This window comes from Streptosporangium nanhuense (assembly GCF_059358815.1).
The window spans coordinates 1-20,985 of the sequence record NZ_JCADBG010000040.1 but is presented as its reverse complement, the minus strand read 5'-3'; the positions used below and the strand labels follow the sequence as shown (position 1 = coordinate 20,985).

18 protein-coding genes are annotated in these 20,985 nt (G+C 71.9%); 10 read left to right on the top strand and 8 right to left on the bottom strand.

Features of this window, described 5'->3' with window-relative positions; genetic code table 11:
- The first annotated feature begins 123 nt into the window (after positions 1 to 123).
- On the top strand, positions 124 to 1,269 hold the full coding sequence (locus AC5L38_RS41795) for an amidohydrolase family protein (RefSeq protein WP_495248370.1): 1,146 nt from the start codon (positions 124 to 126) through the stop codon (positions 1,267 to 1,269).
- Between the two features lie 84 nt (positions 1,270 to 1,353).
- Positions 1,354 to 1,860 (top strand): nitroreductase/quinone reductase family protein, encoded by a 507-nt coding sequence (locus AC5L38_RS41790; RefSeq protein WP_495248369.1) that lies wholly within the window; start codon positions 1,354 to 1,356, stop codon positions 1,858 to 1,860.
- 46 nt (positions 1,861 to 1,906) lie between these two features.
- On the opposite strand, the gene AC5L38_RS41785 is transcribed toward AC5L38_RS41790, so the two are convergent.
- The 5 genes from AC5L38_RS41785 to AC5L38_RS41765 all read right to left on the bottom strand — a co-directional run bounded on the left by AC5L38_RS41785 (position 1,907) and on the right by AC5L38_RS41765 (position 8,333).
- Positions 1,907 to 3,616 carry an FAD-binding oxidoreductase gene (locus tag AC5L38_RS41785; RefSeq protein WP_495248368.1) on the bottom strand — a complete coding sequence of 570 codons (1,710 nt, stop codon included), beginning with the start codon at positions 3,614 to 3,616 and terminating at the stop codon, positions 1,907 to 1,909.
- A gap of 392 nt (positions 3,617 to 4,008) precedes the next feature.
- Positions 4,009 to 5,514, bottom strand: coding sequence for an aromatic amino acid lyase (locus AC5L38_RS41780; protein ID WP_495248367.1), 1,506 nt, complete (start codon positions 5,512 to 5,514; stop codon positions 4,009 to 4,011).
- Positions 5,511 to 6,791: a class I adenylate-forming enzyme family protein gene (locus AC5L38_RS41775; protein WP_495248366.1), complete on the bottom strand. Its 1,281-nt coding sequence runs from the start codon at positions 6,789 to 6,791 to the stop codon at positions 5,511 to 5,513. Before AC5L38_RS41775 ends, AC5L38_RS41780 begins: the two co-directional genes overlap by 4 nt.
- Positions 6,788 to 7,042, bottom strand: coding sequence for an acyl carrier protein (locus AC5L38_RS41770; RefSeq protein WP_495248400.1), 255 nt, complete (start codon positions 7,040 to 7,042; stop codon positions 6,788 to 6,790). Before AC5L38_RS41770 ends, AC5L38_RS41775 begins: the two co-directional genes overlap by 4 nt.
- A gap of 64 nt (positions 7,043 to 7,106) precedes the next feature.
- On the bottom strand, positions 7,107 to 8,333 hold the full coding sequence (locus AC5L38_RS41765; RefSeq protein WP_495248365.1) for a beta-ketoacyl-[acyl-carrier-protein] synthase family protein: 1,227 nt from the start codon (positions 8,331 to 8,333) through the stop codon (positions 7,107 to 7,109).
- A 613-nt stretch (positions 8,334 to 8,946) separates the two neighbouring features.
- Between AC5L38_RS41765 and AC5L38_RS41760 the strand changes: the two genes are divergently transcribed.
- The gene (locus tag AC5L38_RS41760; RefSeq protein WP_495248364.1) at positions 8,947 to 11,115 is read left to right on the top strand and encodes an AfsR/SARP family transcriptional regulator; all 2,169 of its coding nucleotides are present in this window, start codon (positions 8,947 to 8,949) and stop codon (positions 11,113 to 11,115) included.
- Here the strand turns inward: AC5L38_RS41760 and AC5L38_RS41755 are convergent.
- Together AC5L38_RS41755 and AC5L38_RS41750 are read right to left on the bottom strand one after the other, a co-directional pair.
- Positions 11,061 to 11,774: a class I SAM-dependent methyltransferase gene (locus AC5L38_RS41755; RefSeq protein ID WP_495248363.1), complete on the bottom strand. Its 714-nt coding sequence runs from the start codon at positions 11,772 to 11,774 to the stop codon at positions 11,061 to 11,063. The genes AC5L38_RS41760 and AC5L38_RS41755 overlap by 55 nt on opposite strands.
- Before the next feature lie 13 nt (positions 11,775 to 11,787).
- Complete coding sequence (locus tag AC5L38_RS41750; RefSeq protein WP_495248362.1) at positions 11,788 to 13,098, bottom strand: activator-dependent family glycosyltransferase; 1,311 nt, start codon at positions 13,096 to 13,098, stop codon at positions 11,788 to 11,790.
- Between the two features lie 193 nt (positions 13,099 to 13,291).
- Here AC5L38_RS41750 and rfbA point away from each other — a divergent pair, with 193 nt between their 5' ends.
- The 7 genes from rfbA (at position 13,292) to AC5L38_RS41715 (ending at position 20,439) form a co-directional block, all read left to right on the top strand.
- Entirely contained in the window at positions 13,292 to 14,164 is an 873-nt protein-coding gene (gene rfbA, locus AC5L38_RS41745) for a glucose-1-phosphate thymidylyltransferase RfbA (RefSeq protein WP_495248361.1), read from the top strand.
- A 22-nt stretch (positions 14,165 to 14,186) separates the two neighbouring features.
- Positions 14,187 to 15,215 (top strand): dTDP-glucose 4,6-dehydratase, encoded by a 1,029-nt coding sequence (rfbB, locus tag AC5L38_RS41740; protein WP_495248360.1) that lies wholly within the window; start codon positions 14,187 to 14,189, stop codon positions 15,213 to 15,215.
- 232 nt (positions 15,216 to 15,447) lie between these two features.
- Entirely contained in the window at positions 15,448 to 16,260 is an 813-nt protein-coding gene (locus AC5L38_RS41735; RefSeq protein WP_495248359.1) for an NAD-dependent epimerase/dehydratase family protein, read from the top strand.
- Positions 16,261 to 16,291: 31 nt separating this feature from the next.
- Positions 16,292 to 17,332, top strand: a complete 1,041-nt coding sequence (locus AC5L38_RS41730; RefSeq protein ID WP_495248358.1) for a ketoacyl-ACP synthase III family protein — start codon at positions 16,292 to 16,294, stop codon at positions 17,330 to 17,332.
- A gap of 27 nt (positions 17,333 to 17,359) precedes the next feature.
- Positions 17,360 to 18,502, top strand: a complete 1,143-nt coding sequence (locus tag AC5L38_RS41725; RefSeq protein WP_495248357.1) for an acyl-CoA dehydrogenase family protein — start codon at positions 17,360 to 17,362, stop codon at positions 18,500 to 18,502.
- A gap of 162 nt (positions 18,503 to 18,664) precedes the next feature.
- Positions 18,665 to 20,152, top strand: a complete 1,488-nt coding sequence (locus AC5L38_RS41720) for an amino acid adenylation domain-containing protein (RefSeq protein ID WP_495248356.1) — start codon at positions 18,665 to 18,667, stop codon at positions 20,150 to 20,152.
- A gap of 14 nt (positions 20,153 to 20,166) precedes the next feature.
- Positions 20,167 to 20,439, top strand: a complete 273-nt coding sequence (locus AC5L38_RS41715; RefSeq protein WP_495248355.1) for a phosphopantetheine-binding protein — start codon at positions 20,167 to 20,169, stop codon at positions 20,437 to 20,439.
- 157 nt (positions 20,440 to 20,596) lie between these two features.
- Here AC5L38_RS41715 and AC5L38_RS41710 read toward each other — a convergent pair.
- The coding region (locus AC5L38_RS41710) for a nucleotide disphospho-sugar-binding domain-containing protein (protein ID WP_495248354.1) at positions 20,597 to 20,985 on the bottom strand (389 nt) is incomplete at its 5' end.

Sequence of the window (20,985 nt, the reverse complement as noted above, 5' to 3'; positions counted from 1 at the left end):
CGTTTTCAGATAGATCAACAATCTTCTGTCAGGAAGGTGGGGGAGACGTTTACCGGAGATGCATTTGAGATCTACCGTCACTCCCCTTAACCTCTCCAAAGGGGACGAACTACAGGAGTGCCTATGTCGACGCGTGCCGGGCGGATCATCGGCACGCGCGCCCGGGGGACCGTCTCCATCCACTGCGCCCCGCTGATCCTGCCCGTCACGGGCCCTCCCGTCAGGGACGGGGCGATCGTCGTCCGGGGTGACCGGATCGTGCGGGTCGGACCGCGCGCCGAGATCGAGGCCGCCCACCCCCTCCTGTCCGCGATCCGCTGGCCGGGCATGATCGTGCCGGGGCTGATCGACGCGCACCTCCGGCTCGACAGGACGTCCGCCGCGCCGTCCGTCCACGGCGTCACCGCGGTCGGGGGCATCGCCGCGGACCTCGACGCCGCCTCCACCCTCGGCGTGACCGGGCTGGGCGGCGTGACCTACCTGGAGACCCGCTGCGAGAGCGAGGAGCGCTGGGAGGACGACGGGCGCGACCAGCTGATCACCGCGATCCGCGAGGTCGACCATCCGGGCGTCATCGGCATCGCCGCCCACTCCCCCGACCCCCTCGTCATGGAGGACCTGGCCGTCCTGTCACGGACGTTCGGGCTCCGGCTGCACGCCGAGCCGGGCCGCCATCCGGTCGGGTTCCTCGACGAGGTGGGGGTGCTCGGCGCGGGCTGTCACATCGCGATCTCCGGCCCGCTGGACGAGGCCGACCGCAAGCTCCTCGCGGTCCGCGGGACGGTGATCGCCATCTCCTCGCCGTTCGCCGCCGAGGGTCTTCTCGACGGCGGGAGCGCGATCGCCGTCGGCACCCGTACGGGCGGCGACCCGCTGTCGGTCGCCCGCGCGTTCTCCCACGCGCCGGACCACGACCGGCTCCTGGTCGAGGCGGTGACGCTGGGCGGCGCGCGGGCGCTGGGCATGGCCGAGGGCCCCGGGCGCCTGGGCTCCCTGGAACGGGGTGGCCGCGCCGACTTCGCGGTCTTCGCGGTGGAGGCCGGCGAGCGGGACGCCTACACCGCCCTGCTGCACGAGGGGCCGGGCCGGTGCGTGGCCACGTTCGCGGGCGGCCGGGCGCGCTGGCGCCTCGACGAGACGATGAACTCCGGTGACGCGGTGAACACGGTGGGCGCGGTGGGCACGGTGAACGCGGTGGGCGCGGCGAACACCGTGAACGCGGTGGACGTCCTGAACGCCGGGGACGCGACGAGCAGGCGCCTGGCCTGACCGCCGCGCCCACGGCGTTCACGGCGTTCACCGCGCCCGCCGGCCGGCGAATCGGCCGTGGCCCTTCTTCGAATCCCCGCGAAGATGAAACAATGGGTCATGGCGGAAAACACATCTCATGCGGTAACCATCAAGGAAACGCCCATCGTGATGAAGTTCATGATGCGTCTCTTCAACCCTCTCATGCGCAAGCAGGTGCGCAAGGGAAAGGCACGCTCCGTGGCCGGCGTGATACTTCTCCACTTCACCGGAAGAAAGACCGGTAAAAGGTACGAGATTCCCGTCATGAAGCAGACCGAGAACGGCCGGATGTGCGTCTACACCGAGGCCCGGTGGAAGGCGAACATGCGCGGCGGCGCCGACGTCGAGGTGACGGACATGGGGGTGCGCACCCCCATGCGCGCCGAGCTGATGGACGATCCCGACGCCATGGCCGCCGAGATGGGGGACCTGATCGGGAGGATCGGGCTCACCGAGGCGCGCAAGCGGCTGGGCGTCGTCGTCCACGTCGGCCGCCCGCCGACCCGCGAGGAGCTGGCGGAGGCGATCCGGCGGCGCAACCTCGGGATCATCTACCTGACGCCCCTGTAGGGGTACGGCGGAGGGCCCCCGCCCGGCCGGGCGGGGGCCCTCGCGCTCAGCCGAGCGAGCGCAGGTTGTTCGCGTGCCTCGGAGACACCCTCGGGGGGTATTTCTTGGGCTCTGTACCGGTCCTGCGGGCGGTCCCGGGACGGGCCTGCGGCGGCAGGGCGTCCGAGGCCCCCGGCAGCCGGACCGACAGCGCGTGGTTGAACACGTTCCGGGGGTCCCACTTGGCCTTGACCTGCTGCAGCCTCGGATAGTTGTCCTTGTAGTACAGCTTGTGCCAGGGCACTCCCGAGGTGTTCAGCGCGGGGTCGGCGAGGTCGTTGTCGGGATAGTTGATGTACGCGCCGTCGTAGGCGTCGCCGGGGACGGGCACGCCGCCCGTGTCCGCGTGCATCTCCCGGTAGGCCTCGCGGATCGACGCCAGCCACCGCTCGTCCTCGGCCGGGTCCCACCAGCCGACGTCGAAGAAGCCGATCAGCGGCGCGGTCCTGTGCGGGTTGGCCGTGGCCGCGGGGTCCACGGCGTTGATCTTCCCGCCGAGCGACATCAGGTAGACCGAGGCCCCGGTGTCCGCCTCGCCCTCCGTCAGGAACCTGTAGACGACCTTGAGCTGCGCCGGCGTCCAGGGCTTCTTCAGGTAGCCGGCCTTCGACTTGAACCTGAGCGCGTAGGCCCCGGCCCCGGAGTCGTAGGAGAGGGTGACCCGCATCCACGGCGCCACGCTGAAGTAGTCGAAGGTGGGCTCGATGCCGACGCCCTCGCCGACGGTCTGCACCAGGGTCCACAGGATGCCGTCCGCGCCGGGCACGTCGCCGTCCATCGCCAGGAACAGCTCGATCCTCCCGCTGGAGCGGTGGTACATGGTCAGCGAGCTGTCGACGCTCTCGAAGGCGGGATCGGCGTGGTTCTGCTGCTGCCAGCGGGCGTAGTTGTCGGCCAGCCGGGAGAGCGCCTCCTCGGTCATGTTCTCCCAGCCCCAGCTCGCCGAGACCACGAGCTGCTGGGCCGGCGGCCTGGGCAGCAGGGTCGCGGGGTCGTTGCCGCGGGCGTTCGGGGAGCGCATCAGGTAGCGGGTGACGATCCCGAAGTTCCCGCCTCCGCCGCCCGCGTGCGCCCACCACAGGTCCCGGTTGGGGTCGCGGGCCTCACGGGTGGCGACGACGATCCGCGCCCGGCCCGAGCGGTCGACGACGACGACCTCCACGCCGTAGAGGTGGTCGATCACGAGCCCGTGCCTGCGCGACTGGGGACCGTACCCGCCGCCGGCGATGTGGCCCCCCGCTCCCACGCTCGGGCAGCCGCCGGCCGGGACCGTGACGCCCCAGCCGAGGTAGAGCGAGCGGTAGGCCTGGCCGAGCGTGGCACCGGCCTCGATCGCGAACGCCTTGTGGGCGGTGTCGAAGTAGACGTCGTTCATCTCCGAGACGTCGACGATCACCGACGTGGCGGGGTCGTCCACGAAGTTCTCGAAGCAGTGGCCGCCGCTGCGCACGACGATCTTCTTACCGGCCCGTACGGCCTCGTTGACCACCTGCACGACCTGCTCGGCGGAATGGACGAGACGGACCGACTCCGGCTGCGCGAGAAAACGGGAGTTGTAACCCCTGGTGATGAGTTCCGCGTATCTCGGGTCGTCCGGCTTGATCGTCGCCGCGTTCGGCGGCGGGGCGCACTCGGAACGCGCGCGGCCGGCGGTCGTCGCGGCCGCCGCCGATTCACCGGTGGCCAGCCCCGCGGCCGCCCCTCCCGCGACGGCCATCGCTCCCAGAAATCCACGGCGTGTTGCCTTGGCCACCGTCGTTACCAGACCTTTCGCATTTCACATTTCACGTTCTCGTGAGCGTTCCCCCGGGGGAGGAACGCCTTTCCGCCGCCGGGGGCGTGGCCCCGGCGTTCCGTTTCCCGGGAAATTCCGTCTCCCGGGAGAATTCCGGTCCTCGTGAAGTCCAGGCCCCCGGAAATCTCGGCCCCTGTGAATCTCGCCCCTCGTGAGATCGCGGTCCTCACGGAGTCGCGGCTCTTCCGAGTTCGCGGCCCTCGTGAATTCACGGCTCTCGTGAGGTCGCGGCTCTCGTGAGGTCGCGGTCCTCGTGGGATCGCGGTCCCCGCGAGGACCCGGTCCTCGCGGAGCCCCGGCCCCTTGCGGGAAGCTCACTCCTCCCGGGAGAGCAGTCCCTCCGCGGTCTCCTGCAGCAGGCGGCTCGCGGCGCGCACCTCGGCCGCGAGCGGCCGGTCCGCCTGGAGCGGCGGGGAGATCCTGGCCAGGTCGGCCCACAGGCCGGTGGCCGTGTCGTTCCGGCCGGCGAGCGCCCCGCGCTGGGCCACGCCGACCGCGAGGGAGCCGACGACCAGCCACGCCAGCTCCACGGCCTCGGCCACGGAGTTGGCCCCGTTGAGCGCCATCGGCACGTGGTCCTGGTTGCCGCCGTTCGTCGGCAGCGCGGTGAGGGAGGCGGGGTAGGCGAGCTGCCTGATCCTGGAGACGAAGGAGGTGGCGCTCAGCTGCACCCCGGCCAGCCCGCTGCCCGCCCCGGGCCGGGGAGTGAGCATCGGCGGCACCCCGCCGTTGTAGGCCGGGTCGCACAGCAGGGCGAGCTGCCGCTCGGCGAGGAAGGCCACCTGCTGGAGGCAGAGGCCGATCTGGTCGGAGCACAGGCCGACCGGCATGGCGTGGAAGTTGCCGCCGTGCAGCAGCTCGCCCTCGTAGAAGATCGGGTTGTCCGTGCAGCCCATGGCCTCGCGGACGAGGATCTCCTCGGCCCCGTACAGCTGGTCGAGCACCGCGCCGAGGACCTGGGGGGCGCAGCGGAGGCTGTAGGGCTCCTGCAGCGGCCGGAGCGGATTGCGCTTCATTCCGGGGGGAAGGTCCTCGCGGATCCACCGGGCCACGGTCAGCTGTCCCGTCTGGCCCCTGGCCCGGCCGATGCCGGCGTGGTAGGCCTCCGGGTTGGAGCCCAGGATGTCGGCGATCCTCGCCGTCAGCACCCCGACGGCCCTGACCAGCCTCAGCACCGACTGGTGGTTGAGGATGGACACCGCCAGGCTGACGCTGGTCCCGTTGACGAAGGCCAGCGCCTCGCGGGCGGACCACTCGACCGGTTTGGCGTCGATGTCGGCGAGCGCCCGCGCGGCGGGCACGACCGACCAGCCTCCGCCGTCGCGCACCCACGCCTCCCCGGTGCCCGCGTGGGCCATCGCCGCGTGGGCGAGCGGCTGCAGGTCCCCGCTGGCGCTCACCGTGCCGTCGCGCGGGATCGACGGGGTGAAGCCCTCGTTCCACAGGTCGGCCAGGGTCTGCCAGAAGTCGGGCGACACGGCCGAGTGGCCCTTGCGCATGCTGCTGAGGCGGAGCCAGACGATCAGGCGGCACACCTCGGGGTCCAGCGGCCTGCCCTGGGCCGAGCTGAGGTGGGCGATCAGGCCCGCGCCCTGCTCCATGGGCGAGTCGGCCGCGGAGAACGCCACCAGGGGGCCGAACCCGTGGGTGACCCCGTACACGGAGTCGGGGCCGGAGAGCCGCTCGGCCAGCAGGTCCACGCTGGCCCGCATGCGGACGGCGTCCTCGTGCTCGCACGGCTCCACCCGGGCGCCCCAGTGCGCGCTCCGGACGATCGAGGCCAGGCTGTCGGTGGAACGTCCGTCGATCAGTGCTGTCACGTGTCTGCTCCCGCGTCGGAAAGGGAAGGTCGCTGTAGTCGCCGGAGCTTGCCCGTGTCGGAGCGGTCGATCCGATCGACCAGGCGCACCTGCCGCGGCCGGGCGTCGAACCGCCCCGCCGCCGCGCGCACCTCCGCGACGGACAGCGCCGCCCCGGCCGCGCCGGCCGCCCCGCCCTCCGGCACCACGAGCAGGTCGAAGTTCTCGCCGGTGAGGGCGTCCGCCACGGGCAGGAAGGCCAGATCGGCGCAGGGCAGCACCGATCTCACCGACTCCTCCAGCCTGTCGAGGTCGACCCTGCGGCCGTTGATCTTCACGAGCCGGTCACGCCGGCCGTCGAAGCGGAACCTGCGCCCGTCGAGCCGCCGCACGTAGTCGTCGGTGCGCCAGACGTCCGCGGGCGCCTCCCCCGGCCGGAAGGCCAGCCGGGGGCTCCGGACCACCAGCGGCGTCTCCTCCTCGGAAAGGTCGCCGGGCCGCTCCCCGGACGAGGCGTCGCCGGCCGCGCCGCCGGGCCGCTCCCCGGACGAGGCGTCGGCGGCGGCACCGGACGGGTCGCCGGGGGCGGCGAACTCCACGTCGTCGAAGAGCTCCCACGGCGGCCCGCCGGGACTCCAGGTGCGCGAGGCGATGCCGCCGGCCTCCGTCGAGCCGAAGACCTCCACGACGCGTATCCGCCTCGTCCCCGCCTCCCTGACGACGGACTCCGCCATCGCCGGGAGCGTCGCCGTGCTGTGCAGCACGGTCAGGTGCTCGGTCCCGCGCACCCAGGCCACGTGCCTGCGGAGGATGGAGAAGGTCCAGGGGACGGCCACCACGGCCCAGCGCAGGGACCCCGGGGGCGGCATGGCGCCGAAGTACTGCGGGCGGTACCAGGCGGGCAGGCGCAGCCTGGCCGGTACGAGCACGCTCGCGAGCGCGCCGTACACGTGCCTGGGCGGCGCGAAGGAGAGGATGGCGCTCGGGCGGTCGCGCTCGATCAGGCCGGCCAGCAGTCCCGCCTCCGACCACATCTGCTCGCGCGTCCGCCGCCAGCACCGGCTCGGGCCGGTGCTGCCGGAGGTCTCCAGGTCCACGGTCTCCGCCAGGGCGTCCAGGACGAACCTGTCGGTCTCCGGGCCGTCGCCGAGCAGGTCCCAGCGGACCAGCCAGGGACTCTCGTTGATCCGCGGCGCCGCGAAGCCCGAGCCGAGCAGCTCCGCGGGGGTCACCTCGTCGTAGGTCACGGCGTCGGCGGGCGCTGTGCCACCGCGTTCCGGAACCCGCTGGGCGGTCAATTCCGCTCCGCGGAGAGCTCGACGAAGTCGAGGAAGTCCTGGACCGTTCTTATGCGCGCCAGATCCTCTTCCGGAATTTCCACCCCGGCGTGTTCCTGCATGGAGAAGGCGATCTCCACGACGGCCAGGGAATCGAGCGCGAGGTCGTCGGTGAACGATTTGTCCGGCAACACCCTCTCCGCGGGCACGCCTGCCACCCTCTCCACGATCTCAGCCAAACTCGAAAGCATTTCCTGTTGCTTTGCAGACATTCTCTGGAATCCCTTCACGGTCACGCTGGACGGCTTTTCCGACTTTCCGCGCCGGTCAGAGTGATCAGTCCCGCCAGCGGCGCAGGACCAGAACCGCGTTGTGGCCGCCGAATCCGAAGGAGTTGCTGACGGCCACGTCGGCCGCGTGCTCCTGGGCCCGGTGCGCGACGAAGTTCATCTCCGGGTCCTCCGGGTCGTCGCAGTTGACGGTGGGCGGGACGACGCCGGTGCGGAGGGCCTCCATCGCGACCATCGCCTCGACGGCGCCGGCCGCGCCCAGCATGTGGCCCGTCATGCTCTTCGTCGAGCTCACCGGCACGGACGTGGCCCGCTCGGCGAACACCCGGCGGATCACCTTGAGCTCGGCGGTGTCGTTCATCCGGGTCCCGGTGCCGTGCGCGTTGACGTAGCCGACCTCGGCGGGGGTGACGCCCGCGTCCTGCAGGGCGAGGCGCACCGCCCTCTCGACGGCCGCCCCCTCCGGGTGCGGGCTGGTCAGGTTGTAGGCGTCCGTGGTGGCCGCGTACCCCGCCACCTCGCCGTACACGCGGGCCTGGCGGGCGAGGGCGTGCTCCTCGCTCTCCAGCACCAGGATCCCGGCGCCCGCGCTCATCACGAACCCGTCGCGGCCGTTGTCGAACGGCCTGCTGGCGGCACGCGGGTCCCCCCGGCGGCGCGACAGCGCCCTGGCCCTGGCCGCGGCGGCGATGTCGAAGGGGGTGATGGTGTCGTCGGCGCCGCCGGCCAGCACGACGTCCGCCTTGCCCAGCTGGATCAGCCGCATGGCCTCGCCGACGCAGGTCGCCCCGGTCGCGCAGGCGGTCGCCGTGCAGGCCGCGGGCCCCTGCGCGCCGACGTGCAGGGCCACCTCGGAGGCGACCGTGACGACGCCCGTGGAGGTGAAGGTGTACGGGCTCAGCGCCATGAACCCGCGCTCGGCGAACGCGGTGCCGGCGTCGACGAGGGCGGCGCTCGCGCCGCAGGCCGTGCCCACCGTCACCCCGAGCCTGGGCGCGAGCTCGGCGTCGACGTCGAGCTTGGCGTCCAGCAGCGCGAGCGTGGCGGCCACCAGGGCGAGGTGCGCCGGCCTGGTGGTGCGGCGCACCAGCGGGGCCGGCAGCCACACGCCGGGGTCGAAGTCCACGACCTGGCCGCCGATGCCCACGGGAAGCCCCGAGGTGTCAATTCCGGAAAGCTCGCGAATACCGCTCGCGCCCTGGATCAGATTCGACCACGCGGTTTCCCAGCCCACCCCGAACGGGGAAATGACTCCGTAACCGGTGACGACCACCCTCTTGAGCGGAGCACCTCGCGGAGAATGAATGTCGTCGATGACCACCAGCGCCTCACCGGGAAGTTCGGGAATCCGATGCCGGGCTCGACGGTAACCGAGAGCCAGTGGATTCGTCACCGCCTCGGATACGCTTTTTCACGTACGAGCCGGGAACGAATCTTCTATTACACGGGGCCGTGTTCCCACAAGGGCGGGGCGCTTTTTCCCGGCCCGCGGGACGAGGGCCCCACCCGATTTCCCGTGCGTTCCCGCGCCCGTCGCCCGGCGTCCCTCACCCGGCTCCGGGGACGCGCCTCACCGGGATCTCCCGCCCCGGACGGGCGGCGAGCGCGCCGGCGCCCGGAACCCCGGCGCGGCGCGGTGTCCCGCCAGCGAGACACCCGTTTACATGAGTGACGGCAGATTCTGGAGTGACTTCTGGGGCGCAGGTAACAATAAAGTCACCCCAGGAACCTCCCTTGCCGATGCTTCGTTCCCCCAGATATGGCTATATGCGTAGGTCCGAGCGTTTGGCCCTGAGTGTGCGCTCAGGTCCTTCCATCGCATCTCCGGGGCTGAGATTGGGGAAGCGTCGTTGAACGACCTGGTACAGGTGCATCTACTCGGGCCGGTGCGCGCGACACGGGGCGACCACGAACTCGATCTCGGGTCACCGACGCAGCGGACGCTGTTCGCCGCGCTGGCCACCCGCCCCGGGACCACGCTCAGCCGACAGGAATTGATCAACGCCGTATGGGGGCCAAATCCACCCACAACGGTCGAAAGCAGCATTTATACCTACATAGCGCGGCTGCGGCGTAGTTTCGAGCCGAAACGGCCGCGCCGGGCGCCCTCCGAGCTCCTGGTGGCCGACGGCAACGGCTACCTGCTCCAGCTCGACTCCCGCAAGATCGACGCCCAGGTCTTCGAGAGGCACCTGGAGAGCGTACGAGAGCTGCAGCGCTCGGGCACCTGGCCCGAGGCGGTGCGGAAGCTGGACACGGCGCTGGCCCTGTGGCGCGGCCCGGCGTTCGGCGGCGCGGTCGGCCCCCTGGCCGACGCCGAGCGGATCCGCCTGGACGAGCTGCGCTTCACCGCCATCGAGGACCGCGCGCAGCTCCTGCTGGAGGCCGACCGCGCCAACGAGATCATCGGCGATCTCTCCAGCCTCGTCAGGACCCACCCCCTGCGGGAACGGCTCCACTACCTGCTCATGGTGGCCCACTACCGCTGCGGGCGCCGGGCCGACGCGCTGAAGCAGTTCCACAGCGTGCGGCGCCTGCTCATCAAGGAGCTGGGCATCGAGCCGGGCGAGGACCTGCGCAGGTGCCACGACCAGATCCTGAACGGCACCCTCCGCTCGCCCATGCCGGTCTCCGACTCCCCGCTGACGCTGGCCTCCCCGGGCCCGGCTCCCCCGGCGCCGGTCGCGCCGCCCCCCGCCCAGCTGCCCCGCGACATCCCGGGGTTCACCGGGCGCCGGCGGGAGCTGAACCGGCTGGAGGGGTTCGTCTCGGCGGCCGACATCCTGGACGAGTCCGGGGTCATCCTGATCAGCGGCGCCCCCGGGGTGGGCAAGTCGGCGCTGGCCCTGCGCTTCGCCCGCGGGCTCGCCGAGCGCTTCGACGGGGGCCAGCTCCACCTGGACCTGCGGGGGTTCACCAACACGGGCCAGCCGATGAAGCCGGCCGAGGCGCTCGACCACCTGCTGGCCGGGCTCGGCGCCGCCCCCGGGTCGTCGGAGGACCTCCAGGTCCGCTCCAGCCGCTACCGGAGCCTGGTGGCGGGCAAGCGGATCCTCATCGTGCTGGACAACGCCAGATCGGCCGAGCAGGTGCGCCCGCTGCTTCCCGGCGACCCGTCGTGCCTGGTGCTGGTCACGAGCAGGAACAGGCTGTCGGGGCTGACCACCCGCGACGGCGCCCTGCGGATGACGCTGGACCTCATGCCGAAGGACGACGCGGCGACCCTGGTGAGGCACGTCATCAGGCAGGCGAACGGGTACGCCGACCAGCCCCTCGTCGACGGGCTCTGCCAGGTCGGCGACTACCTGCCGATCGCGCTGCGGATCGCGGCGGAGCGGATGACCAGCCGTTTCCACGTGGGGCTCAGCACCGCGGGCCGGATGCCTCCGGGGCGGGACGACCTGCTGGAGAGCCCCGACACCGAGTGCGACGAGCAGTCATCCATGCGCTCGGTCTTCTCCTCCTCCTACCGGGCGCTGCCCAACGACGCCGCCGAGATGTTCCGCCTCATGAGCCTGCACGAGGGCGCGTCCTTCGACCTGACGGCGGCCGCGAACACGGCGGACGTCGGTTGCGAGCGGGCGAGACAGATCGTCGACTATCTGCTGAGCGGGCATCTGCTGCGGATCGCGCCGGGCAACCGGCTCCGCTTCCACGACGCCATGCTGCGCGCGTACGCCAAGGACCGCGCGGTGGCCGAGATGCCCTACCAGACGAGGCGGGCCGCCGTCTCGCGGCTCCTCGGCCACTACGTGCGGACCGCGGACACCGCGCTGCGCCTCCTGTATCCGGGGCGCTGCCCCATCATCCCGCCGCTCCCCGCGCCCGAGGGGGTGCCGGTCATCCGCTTCGAGTGCCCCGAGCAGGCGAGGAACTGGTTCGAGACGGAGCTGCCCAACCTGACCGTCGCCGTCCGGCAGGCGCAGGTCTACGGCGTGCCCCAGGTCAGGGAGCGGCTTCCCCCCATCATCCAGAACTTCCTGTACGCCCGGCCCGAGCGTCATCCGAGCGTCCCGGCGAACAGCCCGCGTCCCGAGGGGCCGCCCTCCAGATAGTCCACCCGCAGTTTCGCCTCCGTGAAGGCGTCCTCGTACTGCTCCCGGGTGAACAGGGTGTTCACGTGGGTGACGGTGAAGTGCCGGGCGGGGGAGGCCGCGTCGGCCACCACGTAGTGGACCTCCATGACGCTCGCGTCGCCCTCGCGCACCGTGCGCGAGACCCTGGCGAGGGTACGGCCCTCCACGGTGACGACGTCCCCGGCCACGTACCCCGGCAGGAAGCTCTCCGGGAACCACCACGGCTCGATCACGAGGACCCCTCCGGGGACCAGGTGGGCCGCCATCCGCCCGATCGCCGCCGCCAGCTCCCGCTCGTCGCGCATGTAGGCGATGGAGCTGAACATGCAGGTGACCGCGTCGAAGGTACGGCCGAGCGCGAAGTCGCGCATGTCGCCCTCGTGCGTGGGGACGCCGGGCATCCGCGTCCTCGCCACGGCCAGCATGTCCGCCGACAGCTCCAGCCCCTCGACGTGGTCGAAGAGCCCGGCGAAGAACCTCAGGTGCGACCCGGTCCCGCACGCCACGTCCAGCAGGGACGCGGCCCGGGGGAGCCGCTCGCGGACCAGCCCCGCGACGGTCGCCGCCTCGGCCCCGTAGTCCTTGCCACGCCCCCGGTAGATCGCGTCGTAGACGTCCGCCAGCTCGGCCTCGTACATGGTCTCGCCTCTCTCAGCGGCCGGCGGCCGGGACGGCGGCGGCGTCAACGCGGTAGGTGTCGACGAGGTCCCCCATGCGGGCCGCCACCTCGGCGGGGGTCGGCATGGCGTTCATCTCGTCGCGGATCCTGCGTGACTCCTCGGCGAAGGACGGCTCCTCCAGCAGCCGCAGGAGCGCCTGCCTGACCCCGGCGCCGGTGGCCTCGCTGCTGTGCATCGTCAGGCCCGCCCCCTGCTCGGCGAGGTAGCGGGCCCGCAGCGGCTCGTCGAACAGGTTGGGCAGCACGAGCTGGGGCGCGCCGCTCGCCAGCGTGGTGAAGAACGTGCCGCTCCCGCCGTGGTCGATCACCGCCGAGCAGGTCGGCAGCAGCGCGTGCAGGGGGACGAAGCTGACCAGCCTCACGTTGTCCGGCACCCGTTCCAGCTCCGCCTGGTGGTTCTCCGGCAGCGTGGCGACGATCTCCACGTCGAGGTCGGCGAGCCCGTCGAGGATGTCCTGGACCGGCACCAGGTAGCCGTCGAGGTTCTCCGCCGAGGTGGTCCCCAGCGTCAGGCAGACGCGCGGCTTCTCGGGGGCGGCGCGCAGCCAGGGCGGGATCACCGCGCGGTCGTTGTACGGGATGAACCGCAGCGGGACGCGGTGCGGTTCCGGGCCCGCGGCCGGATCGGGCGGCAGCTCCAGGGAGGGCGGCGTGTAGTCGATGGTGAACTGGCCGGTGGTCATCTCCTCGGAGAACTCCACGCCGAACCTGCGGGCGTGCGCGGTGATCCACGCCTGCAGCATGTCCTCGCGCTCCTCCGGCGGCCGCTCCGCCTTCACCCGCAGGTAGTGGCCCCGCATCCGGCCGAACAGGTCCAGGCTCCACATGAACCGCGCGTGGACCGCGCCGCACGCCTTGGCCGCGATCGCCCCGGCGTAGGTGACCGGCTCCCAGATGACCAGGTCGGGCTCCCACTTCTGGCAGAACTCGGTCAGCCCGTCGATCATGGGCTCGTTCACCATGCGGCACCACCAGGGGACGAACTGGACGTACCCCTGCTTGAGGTGGTCCCAGGTGAGCCGGTCGGGGTCGTCGCCCACCACGTCGAAGAAGGGCACGGTCTGCTTGCGCGGGTCGAAGAAGCCGAAGGCCCTGTTGGCCCGCCACAGTCCGTGGTCCCTGCCCACCGGCACCGCGGTGAGCCCCGACCGGGTGATCACGTCGGTCAGGTTGGGCTGGCTGGCGACCCGCACCTCGTGCCCCTCGGCCTGCAGCGCCCACGCCAGCGGAACCATCACCAGGAAATGTGACTTCTCCGCATAGGTAGCGAACAGAATACGCATTGTCGTCCTTCCAGGCGCGCGAACGCGAAGTGGCGAAGACCGCGCCCCGGTCACGAGCGGGACGCGTCACAAGCCCTATCACATTTGCTCCGCGAAAAGGCAATACCATTTCACGGGACGCCGGGGGTTGATTTCCCGATGAGCCTGAACAGTAGTCTCAGGCACCGCCGCAGACGAAAACGCAGGAGCTCCGATGAAAGGCATCGTCCTTGCCGGAGGAAACGGGACGCGTTTGCATCCGCTGACCCTCGCCACCTCCAAGCAGTTGCTTCCCATCTACGACAAGCCGATGATTTACTACCCCATCGCGGTGCTGATGCTGGCCGGCATACGCGACATCCTCATAATTTCCACGCCGGACGCCCTTCCGTCGCTGCGCGCGCTTCTGGGCGACGGCTCCCAGGTGGGCGTGAACTTCAGCTACGTGCCGCAGCCGGAACCGCGCGGGATCGCCGAGGCGTTCCTGCTGGGCGACTCGCACATCGACGGGGACCCCTGCGCGCTGGTGCTGGGCGACAACCTCTTCCACGGCGCCGGCTTCCCCGACCTGCTCCGCAGGGCGCAGGACGAGCTGGACGGCTGCGTCATGTTCGGCTACCCGGTGAGCGACCCCGAGCGGTACGGCATCGGGGAGCTGGACGCCGAGGGCCGGCTCGTCTCCATCGAGGAGAAGCCGAGTCGCCCCCGCTCCGACCAGGCCATCACCGGCCTGTACTTCTACGACAAGCAGGTCGTGGACATCGCCAGGGAGCAGCGGCCCTCCGGCCGCGGCGAGCTGGAGATCACCGACGTCAACCGGGTCTACCTGGAGCAGGGCAAGGCGAGCCTGGTACAGCTGGGACGTGGTTTCACCTGGCTGGACGCCGGAACACACCTGTCCCTGCTGGAGGCGAGCCAGTACGTGCAGATCCTCGAACGCCGCCAGGGGGTGCGGGTCGCCTGCCTGGAGGAGATCGCCCTGCGCATGGGGTTCATCGACATCGAGGCCTGCTACCGCCGGGGCACCGAGATGAGCCAGTCGGCATACGGCCGGTACGTCATGGACATCGCCCGATCACTCGCGTAACCGACAGCAAAGGTGCATCCACATGCGGATCCTGGTCACCGGCGGTGCCGGGTTCATCGGCTCGAACTTCGTGCGGCACGCGCTCTCCGGCGCCTACGAGGGGTTCGAGGACGCCCGGGTCGTCGTCGTGGACAAGCTGACGTACGCCGGGACCATGGAGAGCCTGGCCTCGGTCGCCGACGACCCGCGGCTGGAGTTCGTCCGGGGCGACATCTGCGACGCCTCGCTGATGTCGCGGCTGACCAGGGGCGTCTCCATGGTCGTGCACTTCGCGGCCGAGACCCACGTCGACCGGTCGATCGACAGCGGGGCCGACTTCGTCGCGACCAACGTGGTGGGCACCCAGACCCTGCTGGAGGCCTCGCTGCGCGGCGGCGTCGGGAAGTTCGTGCTGGTCTCCACGGACGAGGTCTACGGGTCCATCGAGACGGGCTCGTGGGTGGAGAGCCACCCGCTCGAACCCAACTCCCCGTACTCGGCCTCCAAGGCCGCGGCCGACCTGCTGGCGCGGGCGTTCTCGCGCACCTACCGCTTCCCCGTCTCGATCACCCGCTGTCCCAACAACTACGGGCCCTACCAGTTCCCCGAGAAGGTCATCCCGCTGTTCGTCACCAACCTGCTGGACGGGGAGCCGGTGCCGCTGTACGGCGACGGCCTGCACGTGCGCGAGTGGACGCACGTCGACGACCACTGCCGGGGCATCGCCCTGGTCGCCTGGCGGGGCCGGCCCGGCGAGATCTACAACATCGGGGGCAACGCCGAGCTGACGAACCGGGAGCTGACCGGGGCGCTGCTGGACATCGCCGGGGCCGACTGGTCGATGGTCGTCCCGGTGGAGGACCGGCCCGGGCACGACCGCCGCTACTCCGTCGACAGCTCCAAGATCACGGCTGAGCTGGGCTACCGGCCGCTCATCCCCTTCGCCGAGGGCCTGGCGGCGACGGCCCGGTGGTACGCCGAGAACCGCAGCTGGTGGGAGCCGCTGAAGAAGGGCCAGGCCCCCTCCCCCGGGCTCCACGGGAGCGCCGCGGGAACCCCGGCGGTCCCGTGACCGGACGCCCCCGGGACGTTCCCCGGAGACGGGCCGCGTGGCACGGGCGCGGGAATTGCGGCCGTCTCCCTCATCCCCCGGAGAAAAGGCCGGAGAACGCACACCTGTCTCGCTGGCGGGACAAACCGACTTCCGGCCGCGGGCGGCGGGTGCTTTCTTATTCCGGGCTCCGCTATATGGTGACGGGCGGAACCGATACGTTAACCTCCAGAGCTGGAAAGCGGTGCTGGGAATGGAGATCATCGGAAATGGCTTTCTCGCGAGGCACCTGCGGTCGATCGGCGACACGCATCCCGAGGTGACGATTCTCGCCGCCGGTGTGTCCCTGTGGAAGAATTCCGATTCCGACTACGAACGGGAAACCGCTCTGGTGGACGAGACGATCGAAAAGAGTCTCCGCCAGGACCGGACCCTCGTTTTCCTCTCGACCGCGTCGATGAGCATGTACGGCGGCGCCGGATGCCGGGGCCGCGAGGACGAACCCGTGGAACCCGTCACCCCCTACGGCTGGCACAAGCTCGCGCTGGAGGGACGGATCCGGGACTCCGGGGTGCGGCACCTCATCCTGCGGCTCGGCTACGTCGTCGGCCCGCACGTGCCCGCGAACCGGTTGATTCCCTCGCTCATCGAGCAGATCCGCTCCGACAATCTCACGATGTACCGCAGCGCGCGCAGGGACATCATCGACATCGCCGACTGGGTGAAGGTCATCGACCTGCTGCTGGCCACCGGAATCACCCAGGAGGTGGTCAACGTGGCCACCGGCGAGTCCGTGCCGGTCGAATTGATCGTCGACCACCTGGAGACGCGGCTGGGCGTCACGGCCCGCAGGCAGGTCATCGACGAGGGGACGTCCCACCACATCTCCGTGGAGAAACTGCGGCGGCTGGTGCCCGCCGTCACCGAGATGGGCTTCGGCCCCGGCTACCACCGGACCGTGATCGACCGCTACCTGGAGGCGACCTCCCAGCTGCGGGACGGCACACCGGAGCCGCAGGAGTCTCAGGAGTCGCAGCACTCCGGTCCCCCGTCCCGCCGGGCCTGAGCGGGTCACAGGCGAGCAGAGAGGCAGGGCAGTGCGCACACCAGAGGTCTTCGTCCGGGGGATCGGCACGTTCGTCCCGCCGACGGTAAGCGTGGAGTCGGCCGTCGCCCAGGGACTGTGCACGGCCGAGCACGCCAAGGTCCACGACATGCTCGGAGCGGCGGTGGCGGGTGACATCCCCGCCCCCGAGATGGCGCTGCGGGCCGCGCGCGAGGCGCTCGCGCGCGGCGGGGGCGGCACCTCCGCCCTGGGGCTGATGCTGTACGCCGACGTCTGGCACCAGGGCCCCGACGGCTGGTCGCCGCAGTACTACCTGCAGCACCACCTCGTCGGCGGCGACCTGCTGGCCCTGGAGATGCGCCAGGGCTGCAACGGCGTGCTGAGCGCCCTGGAGCTCGCCGGCGGGTTCATGGCGGGCGATCCGCGCCGCCGCGACGCGCTGATCGTCACGGCCGACAACTTCGGCACCGCCCGGATGGACCGCTGGTGCTCGGGGCCCGACTTCGTGCTCGGCGACGCGGGAAGCGCCGTGGTGCTCAGCCGCGAGCCCGGCTTCGCCCGGCTGCTCTCGGTGAGCTCGATCTCCGTACCCGAGGCCGAGGAGCTGCACCGCGCGGGCTCCCCGCTGTTCCCGCCGAGCGCCACCACCGGCGAGGCCGTCGACTTCGCCGCGCGGGCCGAGGAGTTCGGCCGGATGTGCTCCGCCGACAGCGACCTCGCGCTCGCCTGGGTCATCGTGCAGCAGCGGATGATGCAGGTCCTCAGCCGGACCCTGGCCGAGGCCGGCATCAAGGTGGGGGACCTCAGCCGCACCGTCTTCACCAGCCTCTCCCCCCAGGCGGTCGAGCACCGGTGGATGTCGGTGCTGCGCATGCCCATGTCGAAGTCCAGCTGGGACTACGCCAGGACCGTCGGCCACCTCGGCGCCAGCGACCACCTGGTCTCCCTGGACCATCTGCTGTCCACCGGGGAGCTCGGTCCCGGCGACCACGTGCTCCTGGGCGGCATCGGTCCCGGCATCACCATCTCGTGCGCGGTCCTGAAGATCCTCGACACCCCCTCGTGGGTCTAGGCACGATTTCGAAAGGGGCAGGGGCCCATGGATTTCGGTCTCGGCGGTGCGCGGGGCGAGCGGCGCGACGCGGTGTTCGACGGCGCGCGCAAGCGCCTCCACGAGGAGTCAGGGCCGCCGCGGGAGCCGTTCACCCGCGAGCGCTGGCGGGCCGCCGCCGACCTGGGCGTCACCGGGCTGTGCCTGCCCGAGGAGTACGGCGGCGGCGGCCTCGGCGCCCTGGACACGGCGCTGTGCCTGGAGGCGTTCTCCCGGGGGTGCGGCGACACCGGCCTGGCGTTCGCGGTCTCGGCGCACCTGCTGGCGTGCTGCGTCGCCGTCCGCGACAACGCCGGCGACGGCGCGCGGGGGGAGCTGCTTTTCGGCCTGGCCTCCGGCGCGCTGGTCGCGGCCAACGCGATGACCGAGGACGAGGCGGGCTCCGACGTGAGCCGGCTCGCCACCACCGCCCGGCTCGACGGCGACTGCTACGTGCTCGACGGCGTCAAGTCGTTCGCCAGCAACGCGCCCGCGGCCGACCTCGTGGTCACCTACGCCACCACCGACCCGGGCCTGGGCTTCCTCGGCGTCACCGCCTTCGCGGTGCCCCGCGACCTGCCGGGCGTCGCCGTGAGCGAGCCGATGGCGAAGATGGGCCTCGACGGCTGCCCGGCCGGCCGGGTGGAGTTCTCCGGATGCCGGGTCCCCGCCCGGTTCAGGCTCGGCGCCGAGGGCCGGGGCAGCGCCGTCTTCCAGGGCTCGATGGCCTGGGAGCGGGCCTGCCTGCCCGCCGTCTACCTCGGGATGATGGAGGAGCAGCTGGCACGCGCGGTGGAGCACGCGCGGCGGCGCCGCCAGTTCGGCCGCGCCCTGGGCGACTTCCAGGCGGTCTCGCACCGGCTGGTCACGATGAAGCAGCGCCTGGAGGGCGCGCGGCTGCTGCTCTACCGGGCGTGCTGGTCACTGGACGAGGGACGCGACGACGCCGCCACCGACGCCGCGCTGTCGAAGATCGCCGTCTCGGAGGCGGCCGTGGCCAACAGCCTGGACGCGATCCAGGTCTTCGGCGCGACCGGCTACCTCGGCGCCGCGGGCGTCGAGCGGCAGCTGCGCGACGCGGTGCCGGGCACGATCTTCTCGGGCACCACGGAGATCCAGCGGGAGCTCGTCGCGAGGGGGCTGGGACTGTGAGCCCGCACCGGCCCTCACCCTCGGACCTCGTCGCGAGGAGAGACGGAACCGTGAGCCCGCATCGGCTTCTCGTCGCGAAGGGGACGAAACAGTGAGCCCGCGCCCGGCACGCCTCCGTGGCGTACTCCCGCACCCGGCCCCCGTCGCGAGGGGGGCGGAACGGTGAGCCTGCACCGGCTCCTCATCGACGCCGCCGCCCGCTTCCCGGAGAACCTCGCCCTCGCCGGGCCGACCGGCGAGATGACCTACCGCGAGCTCGACCGGCGCGCCGACGCCCTGGCGCGCGCGCTGGCCGGCGAGGGCGTGCGCCCCGGCGACCGCGTGGTGATCTGGGCGGGCAAGTCGCCGCTCACCGTCGTGGCGATGCAGGCCGTGCTGCGCCTGGGCGCCGCCTACGTGCCGGCCGGCGAGACCGCGCCCGCGGCCCGGGTGGCCGCCCTGATCCGCGACTGCCGCCCCCGCGCCGTGTGCGCCGGCGGCGACCGGCTGGAGCCGATCGCCGCGACCCTGGGGCCGGACGTGCGCGCCGTGGACCTCGACGCGCACCGGGACGCCCCGGCCGGGCGGCCAGAACCGGTCGACCACCCGGCCGCGGACGGCGACCTGGCGTACGTGCTCTACACCTCGGGCTCGACCGGCGCCCCCAAGGGGGTGAGCGTCACCCACCGCGCCGCCCGCGCCTTCGTGGACTGGGCCGCGGCCGAGCTGGACGCCCGGCCGGACGACCGGTTCGCCAACCACGCCCCGTTCACCTTCGACCTGTCGGTGCTCGACCTGTACGCGGCGTTCTCCGCGGGGGCGACCGTCTGCCCCGTCCCCGCCGAGCTGGCCTACGCGCCCGCCCGGATGACGGACTTCCTGCGTCGCGAGCGCGTCAGCGTCTGGTACTCCGTGCCGTCGGCGCTCACCCTGATGATGCGCGACGGCGGCCTGCTCGACACGCCCGCGCCCGCCTCGCTGCGGGCGGTGCTCTTCGCGGGCGAGCCCTTCCCGATCGCGGGGGTCCGCGACCTGGCGGCCTGGACCGGCGCGCGCCTGCTCAACCTCTACGGCCCGACCGAGACCAACGTCTGCACCTTCCACGAGGTCGTCCCCGCCGACCTGGCGCGCGACCGCTCCGTGCCGATCGGCCGCGCGGCCTGCGGCGACACGGTACGGGTGATCCGGCCGGACGGCCGGGAGGCGGGCGTCGGCGAGGAGGGCGAGCTGGTGGTGGAGGGGCCCACCGTGATGCTCGGCTACTGGGGGCGCGAGCCCCAGGAGGGCCCGTACCGCACCGGGGACGTCGTGCGGGTGCTCCCCGGCGGGTCGCTCGACTACCTGGGCCGCCGCGACCACATGGTGAAGGTGCGCGGCTACCGGGTGGAGCTCGGCGAGGTCGAGGCCGTCCTCGGCAGCCACCCCCAGGTGGCCGCCGTCGCCGTGGTCGTCAGCGGCGAGGGCGCCGACGCGCGGCTGCGCGCGTTCGTGCTGCCCGCGCCGGGCGCCGCGCCGGGCGTGCTGGGACTCAAGCGGCACAGCGCGGAACGGCTGCCGCCCTACATGATCGCCGACGAGATCCGCTTCGTGAGCGAGCTGCCCAGAACCCGCAACGGGAAGATCGACCGGGCCGCGCTGGGCTCCGGGACCACGCCGTACGGCCAGCTGTGAAGGAGACGACCATCGTGACCACCGACCTGTCCGAGCGGGAGATATCGGACCGGCTGCTCGCCTTCGTCCGGGAGCGGTTCCTGTCGGGCGACCCCGGCGGGGAGCTCGACGAGGACTCGCCGCTGCTGGAGTGGGGGATCCTCAACTCGCTCAACACCGCGCTCCTGGTCAGCCACATCCGCGACGAGATGGGGATCGACGTGGCGTTCGAGACGATCGACCCCCGGGCCTTCAAGAGCGTCCGCGGGCTCACCTCGGCGCTCCACCCGCACGTGGCCCGGACCTGATTCCCGGCTCGTTCCCGGCTCAGGGGTCCCCGGCTCACGGCCGGGGACCCCTGAGCCGGATTGCCGGTGCGTCCCCGGCGGGCGTCCGGGTGCTGCCCCTGACGCCGGGAATCCCCGAGCCGGACCTCTGAGCGGACCGCTGAGCGGGCCTCGCCGGTCAGCTCGCGGTGGTGCCGCGGTGTTCGGCGGTGAGCCTTTCCAGCTGGGGGACGAGCTCGTTGGGGGTGGGCATGGCCTCGATCTCGTCGCGCAGCCTTCCGGCCGCCTGGGCGAAGGAGGGCTCGCCCAGCAGGCGCAGCAGGTGCTCGCGCACCCGCGGGCCGCTGGCGTCGCGGCCGTGCATGACCAGCCCGGCCCCCTGGCCGGCCAGCCGCTCGGCCCGGAGCTCGTCGTCGAACATGAACGGCTCGATCAGCTGCGGCACCCCCTGCCCCGCCATGGTGAGGAAGGTGCCGCTCCCCCCGTGGCTGATCACGGCGGAGCAGGTGGGGGCGAGGGCGTGCAGGGGGACGAAGGAGACCAGGCGGGTGTTGGCCGGGACGTGGT